39 protein-coding genes are annotated in these 20,310 nt (G+C 32.7%); 37 read left to right on the forward strand and 2 right to left on the reverse strand.

Annotated features, from left to right (window positions below):
• The first annotated feature begins 77 nt into the window (after window positions 1-77).
• The 7 genes from CAAU_RS03920 to CAAU_RS14555 all read left to right on the forward strand — a co-directional run bounded on the left by CAAU_RS03920 (window position 78) and on the right by CAAU_RS14555 (window position 2,880).
• On the forward strand, window positions 78-275 hold the full coding sequence (locus CAAU_RS03920; RefSeq protein WP_008908126.1) for a helix-turn-helix domain-containing protein: 198 nt from the start codon (window positions 78-80) through the stop codon (window positions 273-275).
• Between the two features lie 13 nt (window positions 276-288).
• A complete protein-coding gene (locus tag CAAU_RS13835) occupies window positions 289-1,254 on the forward strand; it encodes a hypothetical protein (protein ID WP_008908127.1) in 966 nt (321 codons plus the stop codon).
• Complete coding sequence (locus CAAU_RS03930; protein WP_008908128.1) at window positions 1,229-1,981, forward strand: hypothetical protein; 753 nt, start codon at window positions 1,229-1,231, stop codon at window positions 1,979-1,981. Before CAAU_RS13835 ends, CAAU_RS03930 begins: the two co-directional genes overlap by 26 nt.
• A 16-nt stretch (window positions 1,982-1,997) precedes the next feature.
• On the forward strand, window positions 1,998-2,252 hold the full coding sequence (locus CAAU_RS03935) for a hypothetical protein (RefSeq protein ID WP_008908129.1): 255 nt from the start codon (window positions 1,998-2,000) through the stop codon (window positions 2,250-2,252).
• Between the two features lie 44 nt (window positions 2,253-2,296).
• Window positions 2,297-2,458: a hypothetical protein gene (locus CAAU_RS14545; RefSeq protein ID WP_008908130.1), complete on the forward strand. Its 162-nt coding sequence runs from the start codon at window positions 2,297-2,299 to the stop codon at window positions 2,456-2,458.
• Complete coding sequence (locus CAAU_RS14550) at window positions 2,421-2,648, forward strand: hypothetical protein (RefSeq protein WP_156792032.1); 228 nt, start codon at window positions 2,421-2,423, stop codon at window positions 2,646-2,648. Before CAAU_RS14545 ends, CAAU_RS14550 begins: the two co-directional genes overlap by 38 nt.
• A gap of 82 nt (window positions 2,649-2,730) precedes the next feature.
• On the forward strand, window positions 2,731-2,880 hold the full coding sequence (locus tag CAAU_RS14555) for a hypothetical protein (RefSeq protein ID WP_008908131.1): 150 nt from the start codon (window positions 2,731-2,733) through the stop codon (window positions 2,878-2,880).
• Here CAAU_RS14555 and CAAU_RS03945 read toward each other — a convergent pair.
• Window positions 2,877-3,161 carry a hypothetical protein gene (locus tag CAAU_RS03945; protein WP_040305874.1) on the reverse strand — a complete coding sequence of 95 codons (285 nt, stop codon included), beginning with the start codon at window positions 3,159-3,161 and terminating at the stop codon, window positions 2,877-2,879. The genes CAAU_RS14555 and CAAU_RS03945 overlap by 4 nt on opposite strands.
• A 44-nt stretch (window positions 3,162-3,205) precedes the next feature.
• Here CAAU_RS03945 and CAAU_RS03950 point away from each other — a divergent pair, with 44 nt between their 5' ends.
• On the forward strand, window positions 3,206-3,775 hold the full coding sequence (locus CAAU_RS03950; protein ID WP_040305876.1) for a hypothetical protein: 570 nt from the start codon (window positions 3,206-3,208) through the stop codon (window positions 3,773-3,775).
• A 5-nt stretch (window positions 3,776-3,780) separates the two neighbouring features.
• On the opposite strand, the gene CAAU_RS03955 is transcribed toward CAAU_RS03950, so the two are convergent.
• On the reverse strand, window positions 3,781-4,014 hold the full coding sequence (locus CAAU_RS03955) for a hypothetical protein (RefSeq protein ID WP_008908134.1): 234 nt from the start codon (window positions 4,012-4,014) through the stop codon (window positions 3,781-3,783).
• Between the two features lie 85 nt (window positions 4,015-4,099).
• Between CAAU_RS03955 and CAAU_RS03960 the strand changes: the two genes are divergently transcribed.
• The 29 genes from CAAU_RS03960 (at window position 4,100) to CAAU_RS04085 (ending at window position 20,303) form a co-directional block, all read left to right on the forward strand.
• Window positions 4,100-4,375: an excisionase gene (locus tag CAAU_RS03960; RefSeq protein WP_008908135.1), complete on the forward strand. Its 276-nt coding sequence runs from the start codon at window positions 4,100-4,102 to the stop codon at window positions 4,373-4,375.
• A 32-nt stretch (window positions 4,376-4,407) separates the two neighbouring features.
• The gene (locus CAAU_RS15360) at window positions 4,408-4,542 is read left to right on the forward strand and encodes a DUF6906 family protein (protein ID WP_008908136.1); all 135 of its coding nucleotides are present in this window, start codon (window positions 4,408-4,410) and stop codon (window positions 4,540-4,542) included.
• 23 nt (window positions 4,543-4,565) lie between these two features.
• Entirely contained in the window at window positions 4,566-4,721 is a 156-nt protein-coding gene (locus CAAU_RS14560) for a hypothetical protein (RefSeq protein WP_008908137.1), read from the forward strand.
• 58 nt (window positions 4,722-4,779) lie between these two features.
• Complete coding sequence (locus CAAU_RS03965) at window positions 4,780-5,052, forward strand: hypothetical protein (protein WP_008908138.1); 273 nt, start codon at window positions 4,780-4,782, stop codon at window positions 5,050-5,052.
• A gap of 327 nt (window positions 5,053-5,379) precedes the next feature.
• Window positions 5,380-5,511: a hypothetical protein gene (locus tag CAAU_RS15365; RefSeq protein WP_008908139.1), complete on the forward strand. Its 132-nt coding sequence runs from the start codon at window positions 5,380-5,382 to the stop codon at window positions 5,509-5,511.
• Entirely contained in the window at window positions 5,511-6,452 is a 942-nt protein-coding gene (locus CAAU_RS03970) for a YqaJ viral recombinase family nuclease (RefSeq protein ID WP_008908140.1), read from the forward strand. The genes CAAU_RS15365 and CAAU_RS03970 overlap by 1 nt, the downstream gene beginning before the upstream one ends.
• Before the next feature lie 3 nt (window positions 6,453-6,455).
• On the forward strand, window positions 6,456-7,349 hold the full coding sequence (locus CAAU_RS03975) for a recombinase RecT (protein WP_008908141.1): 894 nt from the start codon (window positions 6,456-6,458) through the stop codon (window positions 7,347-7,349).
• Window positions 7,336-7,527, forward strand: coding sequence for a hypothetical protein (locus tag CAAU_RS03980; RefSeq protein WP_008908142.1), 192 nt, complete (start codon window positions 7,336-7,338; stop codon window positions 7,525-7,527). The genes CAAU_RS03975 and CAAU_RS03980 overlap by 14 nt, the downstream gene beginning before the upstream one ends.
• A 57-nt stretch (window positions 7,528-7,584) precedes the next feature.
• Window positions 7,585-8,478, forward strand: coding sequence for a Lin1244/Lin1753 domain-containing protein (locus CAAU_RS13840; RefSeq protein WP_008908143.1), 894 nt, complete (start codon window positions 7,585-7,587; stop codon window positions 8,476-8,478).
• Window positions 8,399-9,193 (forward strand): DnaA ATPase domain-containing protein, encoded by a 795-nt coding sequence (locus CAAU_RS03995; RefSeq protein WP_083852795.1) that lies wholly within the window; start codon window positions 8,399-8,401, stop codon window positions 9,191-9,193. Before CAAU_RS13840 ends, CAAU_RS03995 begins: the two co-directional genes overlap by 80 nt.
• 27 nt (window positions 9,194-9,220) lie before the next feature.
• Window positions 9,221-9,406: a hypothetical protein gene (locus tag CAAU_RS04000; protein ID WP_008908145.1), complete on the forward strand. Its 186-nt coding sequence runs from the start codon at window positions 9,221-9,223 to the stop codon at window positions 9,404-9,406.
• A 187-nt stretch (window positions 9,407-9,593) separates the two neighbouring features.
• The gene (locus CAAU_RS04005; protein WP_008908146.1) at window positions 9,594-9,992 is read left to right on the forward strand and encodes a single-stranded DNA-binding protein; all 399 of its coding nucleotides are present in this window, start codon (window positions 9,594-9,596) and stop codon (window positions 9,990-9,992) included.
• Window positions 9,993-10,003: 11 nt separating this feature from the next.
• Window positions 10,004-10,195: a hypothetical protein gene (locus CAAU_RS04010; RefSeq protein WP_008908147.1), complete on the forward strand. Its 192-nt coding sequence runs from the start codon at window positions 10,004-10,006 to the stop codon at window positions 10,193-10,195.
• On the forward strand, window positions 10,167-10,337 hold the full coding sequence (locus tag CAAU_RS14565; protein WP_008908148.1) for a hypothetical protein: 171 nt from the start codon (window positions 10,167-10,169) through the stop codon (window positions 10,335-10,337). Before CAAU_RS04010 ends, CAAU_RS14565 begins: the two co-directional genes overlap by 29 nt.
• 56 nt (window positions 10,338-10,393) lie before the next feature.
• Entirely contained in the window at window positions 10,394-10,726 is a 333-nt protein-coding gene (locus tag CAAU_RS04015; protein WP_008908149.1) for a MazG-like family protein, read from the forward strand.
• 22 nt (window positions 10,727-10,748) lie between these two features.
• On the forward strand, window positions 10,749-11,153 hold the full coding sequence (locus CAAU_RS04020; RefSeq protein ID WP_008908150.1) for a RusA family crossover junction endodeoxyribonuclease: 405 nt from the start codon (window positions 10,749-10,751) through the stop codon (window positions 11,151-11,153).
• Window positions 11,154-11,209: 56 nt separating this feature from the next.
• Window positions 11,210-11,464, forward strand: a complete 255-nt coding sequence (locus CAAU_RS04025; RefSeq protein ID WP_008908151.1) for a hypothetical protein — start codon at window positions 11,210-11,212, stop codon at window positions 11,462-11,464.
• Entirely contained in the window at window positions 11,458-11,709 is a 252-nt protein-coding gene (locus tag CAAU_RS04030) for a hypothetical protein (RefSeq protein ID WP_008908152.1), read from the forward strand. Before CAAU_RS04025 ends, CAAU_RS04030 begins: the two co-directional genes overlap by 7 nt.
• Before the next feature lie 12 nt (window positions 11,710-11,721).
• Window positions 11,722-12,243, forward strand: coding sequence for a hypothetical protein (locus CAAU_RS04035; RefSeq protein WP_008908153.1), 522 nt, complete (start codon window positions 11,722-11,724; stop codon window positions 12,241-12,243).
• 262 nt (window positions 12,244-12,505) lie between these two features.
• Window positions 12,506-13,054, forward strand: a complete 549-nt coding sequence (locus CAAU_RS04040) for a hypothetical protein (protein ID WP_008908154.1) — start codon at window positions 12,506-12,508, stop codon at window positions 13,052-13,054.
• Complete coding sequence (locus CAAU_RS04045) at window positions 12,978-14,813, forward strand: phage terminase large subunit family protein (RefSeq protein ID WP_156792033.1); 1,836 nt, start codon at window positions 12,978-12,980, stop codon at window positions 14,811-14,813. The genes CAAU_RS04040 and CAAU_RS04045 overlap by 77 nt, the downstream gene beginning before the upstream one ends.
• 3 nt (window positions 14,814-14,816) lie before the next feature.
• Window positions 14,817-15,041, forward strand: coding sequence for a DUF6148 family protein (locus CAAU_RS04050; protein WP_008908156.1), 225 nt, complete (start codon window positions 14,817-14,819; stop codon window positions 15,039-15,041).
• Window positions 15,042-15,054: 13 nt separating this feature from the next.
• Window positions 15,055-16,623 (forward strand): phage portal protein, encoded by a 1,569-nt coding sequence (locus tag CAAU_RS04055; RefSeq protein ID WP_008908157.1) that lies wholly within the window; start codon window positions 15,055-15,057, stop codon window positions 16,621-16,623.
• A complete protein-coding gene (locus CAAU_RS04060; protein ID WP_008908158.1) occupies window positions 16,616-17,674 on the forward strand; it encodes a head maturation protease, ClpP-related in 1,059 nt (352 codons plus the stop codon). The genes CAAU_RS04055 and CAAU_RS04060 overlap by 8 nt, the downstream gene beginning before the upstream one ends.
• Entirely contained in the window at window positions 17,674-18,066 is a 393-nt protein-coding gene (locus CAAU_RS04065) for a head decoration protein (protein ID WP_008908159.1), read from the forward strand. Before CAAU_RS04060 ends, CAAU_RS04065 begins: the two co-directional genes overlap by 1 nt.
• 17 nt (window positions 18,067-18,083) lie before the next feature.
• On the forward strand, window positions 18,084-19,133 hold the full coding sequence (locus CAAU_RS04070; RefSeq protein WP_008908160.1) for a major capsid protein: 1,050 nt from the start codon (window positions 18,084-18,086) through the stop codon (window positions 19,131-19,133).
• Between the two features lie 14 nt (window positions 19,134-19,147).
• Entirely contained in the window at window positions 19,148-19,399 is a 252-nt protein-coding gene (locus CAAU_RS04075; protein WP_008908161.1) for a hypothetical protein, read from the forward strand.
• The gene (locus CAAU_RS04080; protein WP_008908162.1) at window positions 19,399-19,728 is read left to right on the forward strand and encodes a hypothetical protein; all 330 of its coding nucleotides are present in this window, start codon (window positions 19,399-19,401) and stop codon (window positions 19,726-19,728) included. The genes CAAU_RS04075 and CAAU_RS04080 overlap by 1 nt, the downstream gene beginning before the upstream one ends.
• Entirely contained in the window at window positions 19,725-20,303 is a 579-nt protein-coding gene (locus CAAU_RS04085; RefSeq protein WP_008908163.1) for a phage tail protein, read from the forward strand. Before CAAU_RS04080 ends, CAAU_RS04085 begins: the two co-directional genes overlap by 4 nt.
• The last annotated feature ends 7 nt before the right edge of the window (window positions 20,304-20,310 follow it).

A 20,310-nucleotide genomic window follows, 5' to 3' on the forward strand; every position in this document is an offset into this window, starting at 1 on the left:
AAATACTACGGATTAAAGATATAATTAAACTACGGAAAACAGATATAATAAATCATGCTTAAGTAGGAGGTGAGAAAATGACAGTTGGAGATAACATTAGAAGAATTGCGCAAGAAAAAAACATTTCATTTTACAGGATTTGCAAAGATAGTAAGGTCTCTAATTCTTACATGAGCGACCTAGTTAACAATAAAAGAAAAAATCCATCAATTGATATATTAAAGAGAATTTCCAATGTCTTAGGAGTTTCAATTGATGAATTAATTAAAAACTAAGGAAGGTGAATATATGGGAGAACTAGAGATAAAGCAATTTGACTATAACCAACTTGACACATCAACAGCAGAGTTCCTAAAGCAAAAAGAAAGGAATATGCGAGAGATAGTCGGTAATGCCTATACGCAATTGGGGAAGGAGCTTAAAGAGGCACAAGAAAGGTTAGCAGGGAAAAATCAATATGATGGAGTTTTTGAAAAGTGGTATATGGCATTAGGTTTTAAGAAGGATACAGTTTATAGATTAATTCAAAGATATGAATTGGTCCTCGCAAATTGCGAAAACCAAAAATTGATAGAAGAATTACCAGTCAGCCTAACCTATGAAATAGCAAAACCATCAGCAGATGAAGAACTAAAACAAAAGGTTCTTGCTGGAGAAATAAAGACACTAAAGGAATACAAAGAACTTCTAAAAGCAAAGCAAGAAGCAGAAAGAAAGGCAGAAATAGAGGAAGAAAAGGCAAGGGAACTACAAAGACAAAAGGAGCTATTAGAAAGGCAATATGAACAAGCCAGACGATATGCTCAAGAAGTTGAAGAAAAATATAAAGAAAAGATGTTTGAGAAACCAAGAGAAATAGTAAGGGAAGTAATAAAAGAAGTTCCTAAAGAAGTTGTAAAGGAAGTTGTAAAGGAAGTTATACCAGAAGATTATGAGGCACTAAAGAAGAAAGTTGAAGAACTTGAGAGAGTAAGTAAGAAATATAAAGAACTTGCAGAAGAAAAGGCAGATGTAAAACTTGAGGCACTTAATAGATTTAGATTTAAAAATGCAATAAGAGAAATGATAAGAGTTTTAAATAAGAGCATTACAGAAGCAACAATTTACTTAAATGAAACTGATGAGGAAGAAATGCAAGCAGAAGGAGAAAAGGCAATAAATGAATTACAGAAGGCAATTGAAACAATTGAAAGTTGGATGAACAAAAGAGAGGAAGGGGGATATATATATGCAGATTACTCAATTCAATCCTAAAGAAATAGCATTAAAAAAGGCACAAGAAGAATATCTTAGGAAGATGAACATAGCAGCAGAATTGCTAATTACAAGAGAACTAAGCATTTATTACAGCGACATAATGCAAGAAGTTGATAAAGATACTCAAGCAAGTTGCAGGTCAATCTTATCGTGGCTAAATGATTATAGTAGCTCAAGGGATGGGAAAAAAATTTATAGGGCAGGGATTATAAGTTTGTATAAAGAAACTCACAAAGACCATTTCATAAATGGGGTATGGCAAGCTTATAATCTCCCAGAACTAATTGATTTTACTATAAAAAAGCTAACTGACAAGAATTTTGTAGGGAGCAAAAGCAAAGCTGCTTTATTCAAGACCTCATTTTTAGATGAAACATGGTTCAGACAAGCAGTGTCAGTTATAGGATTAAAAATGTTAGAAGATAACGAAAACCTTAACGGTTTAACAAGTAATACAGCAAAGGAGTTGATATTCATAAGAAAAGTTATAAAGATGTCTTATGAAAAAACAGGACAAATAATAGGCAGGTCAACAAAAAACCATAATGCAGAATATATGAGAGAAGAATTAAAAGAAATAACAACACAAACATATAAATTTGTGCAACAACATTTAAAAAATTTCATATTAGCTAACACAGAAGAAATAGCACTATTAAAAGAGTTTGAAGGTGAATATTTTAAGGCATTAAAAGATACAAGAATGATTTTGTTAAGTGCTTAAAGGAGAGTGGTTACAAATGGCCAGAAATCAAGCGAAAAAGTTATTTTGGAGTATCGCCCATGCAATAGAGCAATGCAATGATACTCAAATTAAGAATGCAAATGGAGAGATAGAAGGATTGGGAATAGCAATGTCTGAAGATTGTTTTGTGATTTATGAACCAGAGAACGCAACAATAAAGATATGCAATAAAGACTTTGAGACAATAAGCTTTATCACAGAAGAAATCCTGCCTGTAATAGACGAGTTGATAGAGGTGATAGAGATTTGAAAATAAAAAATTAATTAAGTTAAAACACAAAGGGGGTGAGAGGGATGGGAAATAGAATGTTTTCAATCGTTTTGCAAAGTAACAATGAAAAGCTCAATAAGGCATATCAAGATTATCTTGATGCAAAACAAAAATTGGAAGAGTGTCTTTACGAAGAAGGAATTGTCGTTGTGGCTAAAAAAGAAGAGACCGCCAGCAGTAACTGACGGTAGCAAAAATCATTCTGACAAAAATTCTATGATAGCATTTTTGAAATTTGTAAGTGTATTTACAGTAGCATTTTTTAGTCTGTCAAGATTCTGTTTATCAATTGGGGCATTGATTGAAGCATCTGACGACAAATTAGCCTTTCTTAGGCTGTCAATTATGGACGTTAGTTTAGAATCTAAATCATGAATATCTTTCAATTTAATCACCTCCCTTCCGACTAAATTTTACCACTCACGGGAGAGAGGGACAAGCAAAGGGGGTGAGGTAGATGGAATTGCTGATACATAAAGTTAAAGAGATAAAGGAAATATCAGATATTACTGAGGTTAATACACTTATAGAAAAAGATTGGATACTACTTAAGATAGTACCCAATAAGCTAAAAACAATATATGTTTTAGGCAGAATTGAAATTTAAAAAGAAATTTCTTCATCGTTTGATTCATTAGTAAATTTTGTCGATTGTTCTATGAAGTAGTCATTGATTCCAGCATACATTGTTAACCTTGATAATTCTTCAGAAAAATCAACATCTGATGTTGCCCCAACAACATAGTGCATAGTTAAATCATCTTTAGCGATTTCTGGGTCATAACTAGACGTATACGTTTTTATAAGAACCCAACCTTTCTGAAGATATCTATTTACAGTATTAGTGTGTGTTAAATCAAGTATAAATTTAATGTTATCTAAATCCATAGACGCACCTCCCTTCTGTAAAAATTTTACCACTCATGGAAGGGATGGACAAGGGAGGAGGTGAAACAGTGAAAAGTGCATGGTTAGTAATATTCAAAGATGGACATAAAGCCATTTTCACGGAAGAAGCATATGAGAAGTTTGTAAAAAACGCTAATAGAAAAGAAATAGAGGGAATGGAGCATTGGTTTGATATGAATAAGTGCATAGAAAAAAATTCTAATATAGAAGTATTGATACATGTAAATCAAGGAGGTGAAAAAATGGAAAAAGAGAGCCAAATTTTAGAGAAAAAAATTGAAAATGTTATTTTTTCTTACATCGATTACGTTCATGATTCTCTAAGCAAGGCTAAAAAAGGAGAACAAATTGATGAAGCAGCAATATATTGTTTAGGTGATGCAATAAGAGTTTTACATCATGCTAAGAAAATTTTAGAAAAAAAAGAGGGATTAGAAAAGAAAGCGGCTGAACTTGAAGGGCAAGTTCAAGCACAGCCAATTGCTATTACGGTAAATCTTGCAAACATAGATGATTTAGAAAAATTAATCACTGAAATTAAAGACAAACTTAGTCTACTTGAAAATTTTAATATTAAAGTTTCAATTGTGTGATAAATTTATTTTCCAAACTTTTTAAAAGCATTTTCTAAATCTTTTAGTGATTTATCAACAGACTTAATAGATTTATCAAAACTGCTATCTTTTTTAAGGTTTATTAAAGTTGAACATTTAGGACATTTTATAGTTTTTCCAACATCTTTCAAAGTAAAAGTTAATTTTCGATTGCAATTAGGACAGTCAATATCAAGCTTTGAATCACCAAATAAAGAATTAAAATCAAAATCTGACATATAATCTCACCTCCTTCCTGTAGGTAAATTTCTACAAGAAGGAGGAAAATCCTTCAAAAATTTTTCGACAGGCGAGGTGAATTCAATGAATAAGAATATAGAGCTAAAAAAAGTTATTGTAGAAGCTATTGAAGAAGCATTAACAAAGGCAGTAGGGGAAAGAACCAAAGCTACTTTAACAATAGAAGAATGTGCAAAGTATAGCGGTATTGGAAGAGATAAACTCAGGGAACTAGCCCATGCGGCATGTAATAATAAGTCAGATTTTCCATGCTTTAAGGTAGGGAATAAAGTCATTATTAATAAAAATTTATTTGATATGTGGCTTGAAAAAATTACTCAAGAAAAAAGGGTTTTATGATTCAAGAGATATAAGTGCAAGGAGGTGCAAGTTTGAAACACTTAAGAAGATTGACAAGAGAACAGAAGGTGTTTTTGTCAAGGCAAGGTCTAAAACCAAAGGAATATAAGTTAGAGCGTAAGGACGCTGATAGCTACACATTTTATACATGCCAACAGGCAAATTAATAACAATGAGGAGGTAAAGAAAAATGAATAAAAGAATTGAAGCTGGAAACAACATCACTATAGGAGCTGCACTTTATCTTTATGAGAATGGATTTGCAACTGTGGTAACTGACGGGAAATATATTGAAGTGGTTATAGAGAATCTGAAGGCAGATGCAACAGCAACACAAAAAAGATAAAAGAGAGGTGAGTTGGACAAGCTTATAGTAGCATTTTACAAGGGAAGAAGGTGAAAATATGGATGCCCAAACATTAGCGGTTTTGTCTAGCAAGGTTTCAAGAGCTAATTACATACAAAACAGATTAAAGGTCTTAATTAACTTTAAGCGAAATTTAGAAAATGCTCAAAATGCATCCCTTTTAATTAAACTAATTCCAGGAGGTGGAACATGTTTAGATTTGCACACAATGTCTGATAGTTCACAGGTGTTTAGAGATTACAAAGAATTTTTGCTTAAGGGTATTGATAATGAAATAAGCAAACTTGAGAATGAGTTTAAAGAGCTTTAAGGAGAAGTTAAACAATGGCCAAAGATAAAAATAAATGTCCTTATTGTGGGAACAGACTTGTTGAAGTAAAAAAAGGGCTCTGGGTATGCTGTGCATGCCAGAGAGAAATAAAAAAATAAGCCAAAAGGCTTAAGCAAAATATTTTACGCTTAATTCGATTATACACTAACAAATAAAAAAATCAATGCTGGCATGTTTGTGGCACCATCTTTCATACATAAAAAATGGCGGCAGGCTGGCTTTGTTTAGGAAGAGAGTAATGAAAGACAAAATTATAAAAACTTTAAAGACAGTTTTTTAAAAGGAAGGTAGCAGCTTAGATGGAACATGGGCGGATTTGAACCTCCTGAAAACAGAATTTATATATATGACGCAATTCATATATGCCATGCGATTATAGCTCTTCATACTGCAGACATGGAAGTTGCTTATTTAATGGATAAAAAGGAGGAAGATTAATGGATGCAAAGGTGCTTGTAAAAACAGACAATTTATCCCGAGAAGAATGGCTTGAATGGAGAAAAAAGGGGATAAGTGGAAGTGATGCAGCTGCTATTCTTGGACTTAATCCATATGTAAGTGCATTCCAGGTATACATGGATAAGTTAGGACTGCTTGATGAAAAGGAAGATAACGAGGCAATGAGACAAGGAAGAGATTTAGAGGCTTATGTTGCATCAAGATTTATGGAAGAGACTGGCCTTAAGGTAAGAAAGGTTAATAGCATATTACAGCATCCTAAATATAACTGGATGATAGGAAATATAGATAGATGGATAGTAGGAAAAAATGCAGGCCTTGAATGTAAAACGACATCAGTTCTTAATAAACATAAGTTTAGTCAAGGAGAATTCCCAGCTAATTATTATGTCCAGTGTATGCACTATATGGCCATAACTGGTGCAAATGAGTGGTATCTTGCAGTATTGGTCCTCAATAAAGGGTTTCATGTTTTTAACATAAAAAGGGACGAGGATGAAATAAATGCACTTATTGAAGCGGAGAAAAACTTTTGGGAGAACAATGTCTTAAAGCAAATACCACCTGCTCCAGATGGAAGCAGCTCAGCAAGTGAATTAATAAGCAATCTTTATCCAAGTGCAAAATCTGGTGAGAAAACAGCTCTCTTTGGCCATGAAGACAAACTTCAAAAAATTATAGACCTTAAAGCTAAGGTTAAAGAAATTGAAACAGAAATAGATATACTTCAACAAGAAATACAACTTGAAATGAAGGATGCAGAAATTGGAGTAGCGCATGGCTTTACAGTTACATGGAAAAATTGGACTACAAATAGGTTAGATGCAAATAGGCTCAAAAAGGAAAAGCCTGACATTTACGAATCTTACTTAAAAACATCATCTTATAGAAGGTTTGAAATTAAAAAGGAGGATGAATAAGATATGCCAACAAAAAGTAATGCAGGATTAATTCAAAAAGCAGCAAAGGCTCAAGGTGCGGTAGCGAACAGTAATAATCAACATTTAAAACCAATAGATCGACTTAAAAACATTCTTAATGCTGAGAGTGTTCAAGAGCAATTTAGAAATGCACTAAAAGAAAACAGCGGAGCTTTTATAGCAAGTTTAATTGACCTTTATAATAACGATAAAACATTACAAGCCTGTGATCCAAAAAATGTAGTTATGGAAGCATTAAAAGCTGCTTCATTGAAGCTTCCGATTAATAAACAGCTTGGCTTTTCGTATATCGTTCCATATAAAAATAAAGATGGATATATGCCAACATTTCAGATAGGTTACAAGGGATATATTCAGTTGGCCATGAGGACCGGAGCCTATAAGCATATAAATGCTGATGTTGTATATGAAGGAGAACTAGTAAGTATTGATAAACTTACTGGTGAGATTGTATTGGATCCTTCAAAGAAGATTTCAGATAAGAAGATAGGATATTTCGCATATATTGAGACCATCAATGGATTTAAAAAGACATTATATAAAACAGTCGATGAGATTATAGCTCACGCAAAGAAATATAGTAAGTCATATGGAAATCAATATAGCGCATGGGCAACTGACTTCGATGCAATGGCCATGAAAACATGTATGAGGCTTTTAATAAGTAAGTATGGAATAATGTCAATTGAATTAATGCAAGCTTTATCAACTGATGAGCCAGAAATAAATCCTCAGGAAAATAGAGTTTTTGCAGACGATTCAGTAATTGAAGCTGATTATAGTATTGGAGATGCAAAAGAAGAACAAATTGGTGATGTATTAGAACAATCAGGAACACTTTTAGACGAGGAGGCTGTTATCAGTGAAGAACAATAATATAGATTGTATTAAAGCACAGCTTGAACTCTTAAAACAAGAAAGAGAGATAGCACAAAACCATTTTGACAATGCAATAACTGATGAAGAAAAGACTGCTGCAATATTGGAACTTAAAGCAGCTGAGTTAAAATTGAGTGCGTTTTTTATTAAGCAAAAAAGTTATTATTCTGCATAGGACTATGGGCGGAAGATTCCGCCCACCCATCCTCTTTAAAAGGTAGGTGAAATAAAAATGGCAAGACCTAAAAAACAAACTATCGAATATTTCCCTCATTTTGTTAATCATCATAAAACTATGTTTATTTTAGAGAGTAAATATGGAAATGATGGATATGCTTTTTGGTTTAAATTATTAGAGATATTAGGAAGTACAAATGGTATGTATTATGACTGCAAAAACATCGCTAATTGGGAGTTTCTTCTTGCAAAAACTCATTTAGACGAGGAAACTGCAAACAATATCCTCAATACATTAGCTGATTTAAACGCAATAGATAGTGAATTATGGGGAAAAGCAAGAATTATATGGTCACAAAACTTAGTTGATAATGTTAAAGATGCATTTAAAAAAAGAGTGTCAGAAATGCCTAAAAAACCAACTATTGACGACAAAAACTCTAATTATGAGGAGTTTCCGGAATATAATTCAGAGTTTCCGGAACGAAAACCCTCTTTAAATGATGTTTCTGGTGACGGAAACGGGGAAAGAAAAGAAAAAGAAAGAAAAGAAAAAGAAAGTAAAAGAGAGAATAATAATTTCCGCAACGAAAACTCACATTTAAATAACGAAAATGAAAATAAAAATTTAAATAACTCTCTCTCTCTTGATAAAAATACAATTGAATTATGCAAATACTATGAGCAACTTAGGCCAGGAGAAAGTATATCAGCACATTTTTCAAAATTACAAATACTTATTCAAGAATATGGGATGGAATGGGTGAAGGAAGCATTAGAAAGAACCATTAAAAACAAAAATAAATTCATTCTCAGCTATATGGAAGCAATTTTAAAGAACTGGCAGTCTGAGGGTAAGGAGGATACATATGCACCAAATAAACGAAAGAATAAATCAAATAATCCAGAAGACGAAGTCATATACGACTTTTCAAAATACGGGGGATAGATATAAATGCAGCAAATGCAAAGATACAGGATGGATTTTAGAAGATAAAACTAATACATGGGTAAAGTGCTCCTGCTATGAAAAAGAACTTGCAGAGAGACGATGGAGAGCTTTCGGAGTAAATCCTAAAGACGTAAAAAGCATTAACGAGTATATACCTTATGATGAGACAACAAGAAAGGCAAAAATGAAAGCAGAGAGCTACTTAAAAAACTTCGATAAGATTTGCTCAGACAGAGAAAACTCTTTTGGATTGTTTGGACAACCAGGAGCAGGGAAAACACATTTGATTGTCGCAATTGGTGCTGCGCTTTTAAATAGAGAACCTAATCCAGTGACTGTTGTTTATATGCCATATCTTGAAGCAATAAAAGAATTAAAAGCGAATGCATTAGACCATGAGTATTATATTCGCATTGTATCTAAGTATCAAGAAGCTAAACTACTCATTATAGATGATTTATTTAAGGACAAGATAAAGAAAGGTGAGGTAGTTGGAGAGCTTACTGAAACAGATATAAAGCACATTTATCCCATTATAAATTACAGGTATATAAATAAATTACCAACCTTGATTAGCACAGAATGCACCCCAGATATGCTTTTAGAATTAGATGAAGCATTAGCAGGAAGAATACTTGAAACTTGTGGAGACAATATGGTTATATTTTCAGGTCCTAAATATAACTTTAGGATGAGGAAGTTTAAAAAATAGTGAGAATTTTACATTAAGGTGATAAAGATGGATAAACAAAAAGTCTTGACTAAAGATGAATTTGTAAGAAGGTTAATGTCTGATATGGCTAAGAAGCGGAGAGAAAGAATAAGGCAGGCAAAAGAAAAAGAATCGGATATATACGGAGTGATAATGGACAATCATTACAGAATTGAAAGATACTTAAAACATTCAAGAGTTCATAGAAAATAAAATTGTCGAAAAAACGAAATGCCTTTATTTTCGATTTATAGCCTTATAGAGCGATTTGGATATTCAAGTAATGGTTTAATACTATAAATAGCAAAAGACGATTTAGAGGGGCGATTTTTTTGAAAACTGACACATGTTTTTATATAGGGACAAGTTATAACAAAAAGATTAACGGAGGATGTAAAAAATGAATCATGTTGTTTTAATCGGAAGACTGACTTCGGATCCTAAATTGGCTTATATGCCTAATAGTGGTATAGCGGTTACAAGATTTAACCTTGCAGTAGAAAGAAATTTCAAGAATGAAAAGGGCAAGAAGGATGTAGATTTTATCCCAATCATATGTTTTAGAAAGCTTGCGGAAATAGTAGCAAACAACCTTACAAAAGGGCGATTGATTTCAATACATGGCTCAATACTGACAAGAAAATACCAAGCTCAAGATGGAACCAATAGATTCGTCACTGAAGTTTTAGTCAATGAAGTAAAATTTCTTGATAAGCCTAAGAACAAGAATAGTGACTTAATGCCAACTGATGAATCAATATCTGCTGATTGGGGCAATGAAGATGATATCCCATTTTAAGGAGGGTTTTTATGCGTGGAGGAATAAGAATTGGGAAAAGAATTAAAGAGGATTTAATTTATATCAGGAAAACTTTAGATTTTACAGAAGATATGATAAATGATAACAAGACAAAATCGAGAATCAAGACATCAAAGAAAATTCTTGATAAATATTTAAATCCGGAGGTTTATTATGCAGAAAGAATTAAAAATAAAAATTGAAAATTTAGCAATGGAGATAACTCTGAGAGAAACTGCTGAAACTGGAGAGGATTATGTGAAAGCTATACCAAGAGCATTGGACAAAGCTTGCAAAATATTAAAAGTTGATGATAAAGAGTTTATAAAAATGTTCACAACTTGATTTTAAAAAGCTATAAGATACATGAAACACTTGAATTTTGTGAGGAGGAATTTAGAATGAAGATTTCAGAGCTATGTAAAGAAGCACATACAAATGCATCTGACAAGGGTTTTTGGGAGGATATATTTGATATTAAGTTCCTAAGGCTTGATGAAATGCATTGGAATAATGCAATAGCTGCTAGACTTGCTTTAATACATACAGAAGTTTCAGAAGCAACTGAAGCTTTAAGGAAGGATGATTTTGAAAATTTTAAAGAAGAACTAGCTGATATAGTAATAAGAGTTGCAGACCTTGCAGGTGGATTAAATATAGACTTAGAGCATGAAATAGAGAAAAAAGTAAAGAAAAATAAATTAAGGGAATATAAACATGGTAAACAGTTTTAAGAGGTAAGAGGTGAGTTGTGTGATGATTATAAAGTTTGTTGTACCAGGAGAACCGAGAGCTAAGGCAAGACCCAGAATATCAACTAAAACAGGTATTGCATATACACCAAAGGGAACTATACAGTATGAAAATTGGGTTAAGACTTGTTTTATGGAGCAAGATGGGAAAAAAATAGATGGCCAAATAAGTGCAAAAATAACTGCTTATTACAGTATTCCTAAAAGCACATCTAAAAAGAAAAGAGAGGAAATGTTACAAGGTAAAATAAGACCTGTTAAAAAGCCAGATGTAGATAATATTGTTAAGTCAATTTTAGACAGCTTAAACAAAATAGCTTATGATGATGATAGTCAGGTTGTTAAATGTGATGTTGAAAAATTTTATGATGACAATCCAAGAGTAGAAGTTGAACTTAAGAATGATTAGAAGTATTGTTATGGCAAGACCGCTGCCATGAAAGAAACTATAAAGGAGGTAAAGAAATGCACAATAAAGAAGTAATAAAATATGCTGCATGTGCGATAATAGACCTCCTGGCAAATGACAAAAGAAGATTTAAAAAGAATTCAGAAAAGATGGCAATACTAAGCAATTATAAAACATGTAGTTGCGGTGGAATTTTAATCGGATGCAAATATAAGCAACAGAAAGCAGAAATTTGTTTTGAATGCGGACAAGTTTTTATAGGTGGAATTATGGTAAGGCGATGCAATGTAAGGAGGGTAAGCAAATGCTAAATTTTGTATTAGGGATGTTATTAGGAGCAATTTTGGGGCTGTTCATGTTTGCGATATTTTCGGTTTCATCAGATAGCGATAAAAAGGCAGAAAAGATGATAAATGATTGGGTAGAATACAAATGCAAGAACAATGTTCATAAATGTGGGGATTTGTGCTGTTGGATGTGTATCGCAGCACATAATTGCCCAGATGTTTGCAAAAATACCCCACAAAAATGTAATAGATCGGTGATTCTCAAATAAGGTGGTGACGGAATGATAAAAGACGAAATCTTTAGAAAGACAGAAGGAATGTTGTATAGATATTATGAAAAGCTAAAATTAAAAGATAAGCTAAATTATAGAATTGAAGTTCTACAAAATAAGATACATAGATTAGAGCAGGATATAAAAAATTGTAATATTGTTTTAGATGGAGAAATTAAAGCGATAGATTACAGCAAAGATAAGATACAATCTGGAGCTGTGAATTCGAATATAGAATGCGAGCTTGAAAAAGCAATAGATAAGCTTGAAAGAGAATTAAAACAAACAAAAATAAAACTTATTAAGACAAAGATACGATTAAGTCAAATAGAAGATGAAATATCAAGTATTGAATTTGCTATAACTCAACTTTCAGAAGAGGCTAAGAAACTTATAGAGCTTAAATATGGGACATGGCCTAAGCTTAGCAATATTGAAATAGGATTAAGAATGAATATAGCAGAGGCAACAGTAAGAAGAAAAAGAAAGGAAGTTGTTGAAGCAATAGCAAAGTGGATGAATATTTCATGACGAGTTTTTGACGAGAAATTGACGTTCACTAAGAAAAATATATGATATTATGAGTATAATGATAAGTTTGAAAGCGTTTTAAAATTGATGTAGCACCTATCATAAAGCAGCCTTAATTCCCCCCGAAGCTGCTTTTTTATAACGAGGCTCTATGAGTTAGCGGGTCCTTCTGGAAAAATGAAAAGGTGCGGTGCTGCGGCGACTGCAGCCTTTTTTTAGGTATAAAAATTTTTTTAACAACTTCCTTCCAAAAGGTGATGTTATGGAGAAATATGTTACAGCAAAAAAATTAGCTCAAATACTTGGAATAACTGAGCGCAGAATTAACCAACTTGTTAACGAAGAAAAGGTCTTACAAAGGGATGCAAATGGGAAGTTTGAGTTGCAAAAAAGTGTTCATGATTACTATAAATATAAGTTTTGTAAAGATGAAGAACTTGATTTAACAATCGAAAAGGCAAAACATGAAAGAGCTAAAAGAGAAATTGCCGAGATAGAACTTGCTAAATTAAAAAACAAAATGCACGATGCAGAAGACATAGAAAGAGTTTTAACTGGTATGCTAATAAATTTCAGAAATAGAATTCTTGCTATTCCTTCAAAAGTAGCACCAAAAATAATAGGACAAAAAAGTATTGCAGTAATAAATGAAATATTGCAGCAAGAATTATATGATGCTTTAAATGAGCTTTCTGAATATGATCCAGAAATATTTCTAGAGGAGGGGGAGAAAATTGAAGAGGAAGACGTTGAACTTGTTCAAGAAAATATTGAAAGCAGTAGCTCCTCCACCGAGATTAAAGATAAGTGAATGGGCTGATAAAAATAGAAGATTATCATCAGAAACATCAGCAGAACCAGGGCCATGGAGAACAGATAGAGCACCTTATCAACGAGAAATTATGGATTCATTGAATGACTCTAAAATTGAAAAAGTTGTTGTAATGAGTAGTAGTCAGGTAGGAAAAAGTGAAATGATAAATAATATTATAGGCTACTACATTGATATAGATCCAGGGCCAATGCTTTTAATACAACCAACTTTGGAAATGGCTCAAGATTATTCTAAAAGAAGAATATCGACAATGATAAGAGATACAGAGTGTTTAAGAAATAAAGTTTCAGATTCAAAATCAAGAGATTTAAATAATACAATTCTAATGAAAGTATTCCCTGGTGGATTTTTAGCGATAGGGGGTGCAAATAGTCCTGCGGGATTAGCAAGTAGACCAGTTAGAATATTACTTGCTGATGAGGTTGATAGATATCCAATTAGTGCAGGAACTGAAGGCGATCCATTAATGCTTGCTGAGAAAAGAACAATAACATTTTGGAACAGAAAAAAAGTATTTGTGTCAACACCTACAATAAAGGGTGCTTCAAGAATTGAAATGGAATATGAACAAGGAACACAAGAAAAATGGTGTTTAAAATGTCCAAACTGCGGAGAATATCAGTTTATAAATCTATATGGAATAAAGTTTAATTATGATAAAGATGATAAAGGCAACTACAAAGTTTGGGATGTTAAGTTTCAATGTCCTAATTGCTTAGAAAGTTTTGATGAATTTACATGGAAAAATCAACATGGGAAGTGGATAGCTTCAAACCCTGAAGCACAAGGGGTTAGGAGCTTTTTTTTAAATGCTTTTGTGTCTCCATGGTATTCTTGGGAGAATATAATTTTAGAATGGTTAAGAGTTAAGAATGATCCAGAACAATATAAAGTATTTAAAAATACAATACTTGGTGAAAGCTGGGAAGAAAAAGGAAATGTAGAAGATGAAGAAATGTTACTAAAACGTTGTGAAGAATATGAAGCAGAGCTGCCAGAAGGAGTTCTAATATTAACGGCCGGAGTCGACGTTCAAGACGATAGACTTGAATATGAAATAGTGGGATGGGGAAAAGGATATGAAAGTTGGGGAATAGAATATGGAAAAATTATGGGAAGCCCAGAAATGCCTTCAACATGGCAAATGCTTTTAGATAAACTAACCAAAAGTTATAGCTTTAAAGATGGCACAAGTTTGACAGTTGCATGCACATGTATTGACTCTGGAGGACATTTTACAAGTGAAGTTTATAAGTTCTGTAAAGAAAATGAATATAGAAGGATATTTGCAATAAAAGGTAAAGGTGGTCCAGGAATTAATTATATTTTTAAAGTAAGCAGAACAAGAAAAGAAAATGCAGCTTTGTTTACTATTGGTGTAGATAATGGTAAAGCTAAAATAATGTCAAGATTAAAAATAAAGGAACCTGGTCCAGGATATTGTCATTTCCCGAATGGAAGAGGGTATGATAGAACATATTTTAGAGGTTTGACATCAGAAAGAATAGTAAGAAAAAAAATAAATGGGCAAATAAAACTTGTTTGGGAAAAAATTAATGATACAAGAAATGAGCCTTTAGACGTGAGGAATTATGCAACTGCGGCAATTGAAATCTTAAATCCTACATTTGAGGAGATAGAAAAGAGATTAAAAGCCCTAAAAGAGGGAATTGAATATACAGAACAAAGACCAAAAAGAAAATATGGAGTAATTAAAAAGGGAATCGAGGTGTGAGATATGCAAAACGAAAGATTACAAAAACTAAAAGAAAGATTAAATATGTATTATGAAGCTGAAACAGCCGTATTAAGTGGACAAGAATATAGTATGGGTCCATATACATTAAAAAGAGCAGATTTAGGGCAAATTAGAAAAGCGATAAATGAATTAGAAAAAACAATAGCAGAGATAGAAAGTGGAGGGAAAAGAAAAACGTTTAGAATAATTCCAAGGGACTTGTGAAGGAGTGAGCTGAATGAACATTGTAGATAAAATTATTGAATATATAAGTCCTCAAACAGCATTAAAAAGAGAAAGAGCCAGAGCAGCCACACATATGATAAGAAATTTTATTAATTCAGGATATTCTGAAAGTGGAGCAAGTAGAAGAAAAAAATCATTAGCTGGCTGGAATGCAGTAAGTAAAAGTCCGTATGAGGATATAGATTTAAACTTAGATTTGTTAAGACAAAGATCAAGAGATCTTTATATGAGTGCCCCATTAGCAGTATCGGCATTAAAAACTAATAGAACTAATATAATTGGAGCAGGGTTAAAGCTTAAATCGAGGATTGATTTTGAATATTTAGGGTTAACTAAAGAAGAAGCAGACGAATGGGAAAGGAATGCAGAAAGAGAATTTGAAATATGGGCAAACTCAGTATTTTGTGATTCAACAAGATTAAATAATTTTTATGAACTCCAACAACTTGCACTATTGAGCTGGCTAATGAATGGGGATGCTTTTGCCCTGATTAAATATGATAAACCAACAAGTTATATGCCATACGGATTAAGGATACATCTGATTGAAGCGGATAGAGTTTCAACACCAGATAATGTTATAGTTAACCAAGGCATAGTTAAAGCTGCAAATGGAAATAAAATATTGAATGGGATTGAAATAGATAATAATGGTTGTGTAGTTGCATATTATATTTGCAATCAATATCCCAACAGCACTTTATTAGAGTTTAAAAAGAAATGGACCAGAGTTGAAGCTTTTGGAGAAAGAACAGGAAATCCTAATATTCTTCATATAATGGAGTCAGAAAGATGTGAGCAATATAGAGGAGTTCCATATTTAGCACCTGTAATTGAAAGTTTAAAACAAATAACAAGATATGCAGAAGCTGAATTAACAGCAGCAGTAATTACAGGCTTTTTTACTGTATTTATAAAAACAGATAACAATACATCCGAAATTCCAATTACTTCGCCTATACCAGATGAAGAACAATTAGAATTAGATGAATCATCATACGAATTAGGAGCAGGAACAGTTAATGTTTTAAGACCTGGAGAAGATGTGGTGATTGCAGATCCAAAACGACCTTCCAGCAACTTTGATTCATTTGTAAATGCACTCGCAAAATATATTGGTGCTGCTCTTGAAATTCCTTACGAACTATTAACAAAGTCGTTTACAGCAAGTTATTCTGCATCGAGGGCAGCATTGCTTGAAGCATGGAAGGCGTTTAAGATGCGTAGAACATGGTTTGCAAATGATTTTTGCCAACCAATATATGAAATATGGCTTGCTGAGGCAGTAGCCAGGGGCAGAATATCTGCACCTGGATTTTTTAATGACATAGCAATAAGAAAAGCATGGTGTGGAGCTGAATGGACAGGTCCATCTCCTGGACAAATAGACCCAGTTAAAGAAGTAGAAGCAGCAATCAAGAGAATAGAACAAGGACTTTCAACAAGAGAAAAAGAAACAACAGAGCTAACTGGCGGTGATTGGGACAAAAATATTATTCAAATTCAACGTGAGAATGAATTACTTAAAAGGGCAATGAAAGGAGATGAAAAAAGTGAATAAGTTTTGGCAATTTAAAAATACATCGGAAGATACAGCTGAGTTAATTCTGTATGGCCCCATAGCAGATTCAACATGGTGGGGAGATGAAGTAACTCCCAAGAATTTTGCTGAGGATTTAAAAAACTTAGGAGATATAAAAAACCTTGTAATAAGGATTAATTCAGTGGGTGGAGATGTGTTTGCTGCAAATGCTATTTATACCCTACTAAAAGACCATAAAGCTAATAAAACGGTAAAAATTGATGGAATTGCAGCATCAGCAGCAACGATTATTGCTATGGCAGGAGATACTATAGAAATTCCTGCAAACGGTATGATGATGATTCATAATCCAATGGTAGTTTTATTAGGAGCTTACAATGCAGAAGAACTTAATAGAATGCAAGACACTTTAGATTCCATAAAGAAAACAATAATTGCTGCGTATAAGAATAAAACAGGTAAAAGCGAAGAGGAATTATCAAAACTTATGGATGAGGAAACATGGATGACTGGTGAAGAAGCAGTTAAGGAAGGTTTTGCTGATAAATTAATGTTTGAAAATGTAAATGCAGTGCTAAATGGCAATAAACTTTACATTAATAATATTGGCCATGATTTAACTGCATTTAGAAAAAAACCAAACTTTGTTCAACAGGCTCCAAAGCCTGATAACATAAATACTAATCAAAATCAAAAGGAGGATAAAGTAAAAATGGAAATTAAGACTGTAGCTGATCTTGAACAACATTTTAAAAACCTTGTTGAAGAGATAAGAAACAAGGCAAAAGAAGAAGAAAGAGAAAGGATTAAAGCAATTGATGAGATTGCTAAAAACATTGATCCTGAACTTGTTATGAAGGCAAAGTATGTTGAACCAATGAATGCAGAAAAGCTTGCTTTTGAAGCTATAAAAAATGATGCAGCAAAGGGTAGTAATTATTTAAATGACCTTGAAAAGGACATTAAAGATTCAAATGTTTTAGAGGTTGAAGCGAAAGTTGTAAAGGATAATTCACAGGATATTGTAAACAAAATTGTTGAAGGAGCAAATAAAAGGAGGGGTAAATAATGGCTGAAAATTTATATTCAAAAATAGGAGAGGTTAAACTAGACAATTTAATTGCAGACTCAATTGTTCCTGTGCTTGTAAAAGGTATAACTCTTGAAAAGGGACAAGGTGTACTAAAGAGAGGAACTGTTCTTGGAATAGTTACAGCGACTGGACTTGCAAAAGTAGTTGACAGTTCTAAAACAGATGGAACTGAAAATGCAGATTGCATATTGGCTGATGATGTGGATACAGGCGATGGTTCAGCTACAACAGATTTCCCAGCACAAGCTTATATATCAGGATGTTTTAACAGAAACGCTCTAATTTTTGGTGGAACAGATACAGTAGAAAAGCATGAAACACGTTTAAGAGAACTTGGAATATTCTTAAAAGATAACATAGCTTATTAATTAAGGAGGTTGGATGTATGGCAGCAATAATAAACTTATATGAAACAAGGACAATGATGCAGGCAATCGAAAAAATGATGCCTGTTAATACTTTTTTAAGGGACACGTTTTTCTCAGGTTATGAAACATTTATAACTGAAAACATTGATGTAGACTTTAAAAAAGGTAAAAGAAAAATGGCACCATTTGTGGCACCAAGAGTTGGTGGTGTAGTAATGGACAGACAAGGTTTTGAAACAAAAACAATAAAGGTGCCTAAAATTGCTCCAGAAAGATTATTAACAGTTGATGATACTTTAAAAAGAAGCATGGGAGAATCAATCTATAGTGCAAAAACGCCAGAGGAGAGAGCAGCTGAACTTTTAGGCAAAGATCTTGCTGAACTTGATGAATATATAACAAGAAGAGAAGAGTGGATGTGCAGAGAGCTTCTATTTGAAGGAAAAATTGTGATGAAATCATTAACTGATAGAGTTGGTAGCAATTATATAGAACAGGTTGTAGATTACAATTTTACAAATAAAGAAGTTCTTACAGCAGATGATAAATGGGATACAGACACAGCAGATATCTTAGGAGATTTAAGAAGATGGAGACTTTCTATAATTCAAAAAACAGGCAGAGCACCAGAGTTGTTAATTTTAGCTTCTGATGTTGTTGATATTTTTGTAAAGAATCCAGCTATACAGAAGATATTTAATACATTAAATTACAATTTTGGTATCATTGAACCTTCCATAAAATCACCAGCTGTAACTTTTGTAGGTAAACTACCTTCATTAGGGCTTGAAATATATAGCTATGATGAATGGTTTGTTGATGATGATGGAACTGAAAAACCAATGTTTAAAGAAAAACATATTATTATGGCACCAAGAAATATAGGAAAGAGATTATATGGTTCTATTACACAAATGGAAAATGGCAAATTTGTAACATACGAAGGAACAAGAGTTCCAAAGGTTTGGGCAGATGAGGAAAATGAAATACAAAAGATAAGAGTTGCATCAAGACCAATAATCGCTCCTGAAGATGTTGATAGTTGGTATGTAGCACAAGTTTATTAAAAGTAGGTGAGAAAATGGCGATTAAGGTTATTAAAGCAAATATTAGAGTAAAAGGAGTTAATTATAAACCAAATGATGTAATAGAGGCGGGCTTGCTATCAAAAGACGAGGAAGCCCGCCTTGTCTTTGAAGGATATGCTCAATATGTTGATGATATAGGCCAAAATAAAATAGAGAAAAAAGCAACTGTTTCAGTTCAAAGCAATAGTATAAATATAGATTTTAACCCAGACGAGGTTATTAAACCTAAAAAGGGGCGTAAATAATGATAAATTTCAAAGAAGATCTTAAGAAAGATTTAAATGTATTTTTTAACATAAAAGAGTTTGCACAAGAGCACGAAATTGATGGTAAAACAGTAATAATTGTTGTGAATGATGATGTTATAAAAGGTTTTAATACAACATCCCAATACAATGATTATACAGAAGGAGTTTTTTTAGCAAGTAAAACTATTTATGCTAAAAAAGAAGATTTTAATAAAAAGCCTATAAAAGGTCAAAGATTAAGGTTAGATAATAAATATTATTATGTTGAGCTTGTAAAAGAACTTGGAGAAATATACGAAATTACGTTGGTGGCGAATGAGTCATGATTCAAATATATAAAGAACAAAGAGAAAATATTGAAGCAAGGCTGTTAGGGATCAAGAATGGTTCAACAAGAGTAATAAAAAATGCTTTAAACAAGGCAGTAGAAATAGCAAGGGATGATATAGTAAAAAAGGTGCAAGAAACATATACAGTTAATCCCAAAAGTGCTATAACAAAGACAATTGAAATAAAAAAAGCAAACAATAAAGATTTAACTGCCAGCATAACATCAAGAGGAACTGCGGTTCCTCTTATAAAATTTAATGTAAGACCTTCAAAACCGCAGTATAAAGGGAAGAATCGTTCTATTTTATATGCTGAAGTAAAAAGAGGAGAAGGCGGGATAATAAAAAGAGCATTTGTTACAAGAGGAAGAAAAACAGGGAATTTAGGAGTTTTTGAAAGAGTTGAAACTTCAAGATATCCTATATACCAAAAGTATGGGCCTTCTATTCCAACAATGATTGGAGCAAGGAATATAAGATTACATGTTGAAACAAATGCAAGAAAAATATTAAATCAGTTTATTGAAGAAGAGATTGAAAAGTTAATAGAAGGTAAATTGAGTACTTACTAAAGGGTAG

The organism is Caloramator australicus RC3, from assembly GCF_000297115.1.
GTDB lineage: Bacteria > Bacillota > Clostridia > Clostridiales > Caloramatoraceae > Caloramator > Caloramator australicus.

What these genes read in the sequence shown, in the direction of transcription:
- CAAU_RS14565 (WP_008908148.1), top strand. Translation starts at nt 10,167, where the DNA reads ATGCAGAAAGAATTAAAAATAAAAATTGAAAATTTAGCAATGGAGATA.
- CAAU_RS03970 (WP_008908140.1), top strand. Translation starts at nt 5,511, where the DNA reads ATGGATGCAAAGGTGCTTGTAAAAACAGACAATTTATCCCGAGAAGAA.
- CAAU_RS03960 (WP_008908135.1), top strand. Translation starts at nt 4,100, where the DNA reads ATGAATAAGAATATAGAGCTAAAAAAAGTTATTGTAGAAGCTATTGAA.
- CAAU_RS14545 (WP_008908130.1), top strand. Translation starts at nt 2,297, where the DNA reads ATGGGAAATAGAATGTTTTCAATCGTTTTGCAAAGTAACAATGAAAAG.
- CAAU_RS03950 (WP_040305876.1), top strand. Translation starts at nt 3,206, where the DNA reads ATGGACAAGGGAGGAGGTGAAACAGTGAAAAGTGCATGGTTAGTAATA.
- CAAU_RS04035 (WP_008908153.1), top strand. Translation starts at nt 11,722, where the DNA reads ATGATAAAAGACGAAATCTTTAGAAAGACAGAAGGAATGTTGTATAGA.
- CAAU_RS03945 (WP_040305874.1), bottom strand. Translation starts at nt 3,161, where the DNA reads ATGGATTTAGATAACATTAAATTTATACTTGATTTAACACACACTAAT.
- CAAU_RS04075 (WP_008908161.1), top strand. Translation starts at nt 19,148, where the DNA reads ATGGCGATTAAGGTTATTAAAGCAAATATTAGAGTAAAAGGAGTTAAT.
- CAAU_RS04030 (WP_008908152.1), top strand. Translation starts at nt 11,458, where the DNA reads ATGCTAAATTTTGTATTAGGGATGTTATTAGGAGCAATTTTGGGGCTG.
- CAAU_RS04025 (WP_008908151.1), top strand. Translation starts at nt 11,210, where the DNA reads ATGCACAATAAAGAAGTAATAAAATATGCTGCATGTGCGATAATAGAC.
- CAAU_RS03930 (WP_008908128.1), top strand. Translation starts at nt 1,229, where the DNA reads ATGCAGATTACTCAATTCAATCCTAAAGAAATAGCATTAAAAAAGGCA.
- CAAU_RS03995 (WP_083852795.1), top strand. Translation starts at nt 8,399, where the DNA reads ATGCACCAAATAAACGAAAGAATAAATCAAATAATCCAGAAGACGAAG.
- CAAU_RS04050 (WP_008908156.1), top strand. Translation starts at nt 14,817, where the DNA reads ATGCAAAACGAAAGATTACAAAAACTAAAAGAAAGATTAAATATGTAT.
- CAAU_RS04020 (WP_008908150.1), top strand. Translation starts at nt 10,749, where the DNA reads ATGATTATAAAGTTTGTTGTACCAGGAGAACCGAGAGCTAAGGCAAGA.
- CAAU_RS03935 (WP_008908129.1), top strand. Translation starts at nt 1,998, where the DNA reads ATGGCCAGAAATCAAGCGAAAAAGTTATTTTGGAGTATCGCCCATGCA.
- CAAU_RS03975 (WP_008908141.1), top strand. Translation starts at nt 6,456, where the DNA reads ATGCCAACAAAAAGTAATGCAGGATTAATTCAAAAAGCAGCAAAGGCT.
- CAAU_RS04040 (WP_008908154.1), top strand. Translation starts at nt 12,506, where the DNA reads ATGGAGAAATATGTTACAGCAAAAAAATTAGCTCAAATACTTGGAATA.
- CAAU_RS13835 (WP_008908127.1), top strand. Translation starts at nt 289, where the DNA reads ATGGGAGAACTAGAGATAAAGCAATTTGACTATAACCAACTTGACACA.
- CAAU_RS15365 (WP_008908139.1), top strand. Translation starts at nt 5,380, where the DNA reads ATGGGCGGATTTGAACCTCCTGAAAACAGAATTTATATATATGACGCA.
- CAAU_RS04015 (WP_008908149.1), top strand. Translation starts at nt 10,394, where the DNA reads ATGAAGATTTCAGAGCTATGTAAAGAAGCACATACAAATGCATCTGAC.
- CAAU_RS04065 (WP_008908159.1), top strand. Translation starts at nt 17,674, where the DNA reads ATGGCTGAAAATTTATATTCAAAAATAGGAGAGGTTAAACTAGACAAT.
- CAAU_RS04000 (WP_008908145.1), top strand. Translation starts at nt 9,221, where the DNA reads ATGGATAAACAAAAAGTCTTGACTAAAGATGAATTTGTAAGAAGGTTA.
- CAAU_RS04080 (WP_008908162.1), top strand. Translation starts at nt 19,399, where the DNA reads ATGATAAATTTCAAAGAAGATCTTAAGAAAGATTTAAATGTATTTTTT.
- CAAU_RS04010 (WP_008908147.1), top strand. Translation starts at nt 10,004, where the DNA reads ATGCGTGGAGGAATAAGAATTGGGAAAAGAATTAAAGAGGATTTAATT.
- CAAU_RS04055 (WP_008908157.1), top strand. Translation starts at nt 15,055, where the DNA reads ATGAACATTGTAGATAAAATTATTGAATATATAAGTCCTCAAACAGCA.
- CAAU_RS14560 (WP_008908137.1), top strand. Translation starts at nt 4,566, where the DNA reads ATGAATAAAAGAATTGAAGCTGGAAACAACATCACTATAGGAGCTGCA.
- CAAU_RS03955 (WP_008908134.1), bottom strand. Translation starts at nt 4,014, where the DNA reads ATGTCAGATTTTGATTTTAATTCTTTATTTGGTGATTCAAAGCTTGAT.
- CAAU_RS14555 (WP_008908131.1), top strand. Translation starts at nt 2,731, where the DNA reads ATGGAATTGCTGATACATAAAGTTAAAGAGATAAAGGAAATATCAGAT.
- CAAU_RS04070 (WP_008908160.1), top strand. Translation starts at nt 18,084, where the DNA reads ATGGCAGCAATAATAAACTTATATGAAACAAGGACAATGATGCAGGCA.
- CAAU_RS03920 (WP_008908126.1), top strand. Translation starts at nt 78, where the DNA reads ATGACAGTTGGAGATAACATTAGAAGAATTGCGCAAGAAAAAAACATT.
- CAAU_RS04085 (WP_008908163.1), top strand. Translation starts at nt 19,725, where the DNA reads ATGATTCAAATATATAAAGAACAAAGAGAAAATATTGAAGCAAGGCTG.
- CAAU_RS04005 (WP_008908146.1), top strand. Translation starts at nt 9,594, where the DNA reads ATGAATCATGTTGTTTTAATCGGAAGACTGACTTCGGATCCTAAATTG.
- CAAU_RS03965 (WP_008908138.1), top strand. Translation starts at nt 4,780, where the DNA reads ATGGATGCCCAAACATTAGCGGTTTTGTCTAGCAAGGTTTCAAGAGCT.
- CAAU_RS13840 (WP_008908143.1), top strand. Translation starts at nt 7,585, where the DNA reads ATGGCAAGACCTAAAAAACAAACTATCGAATATTTCCCTCATTTTGTT.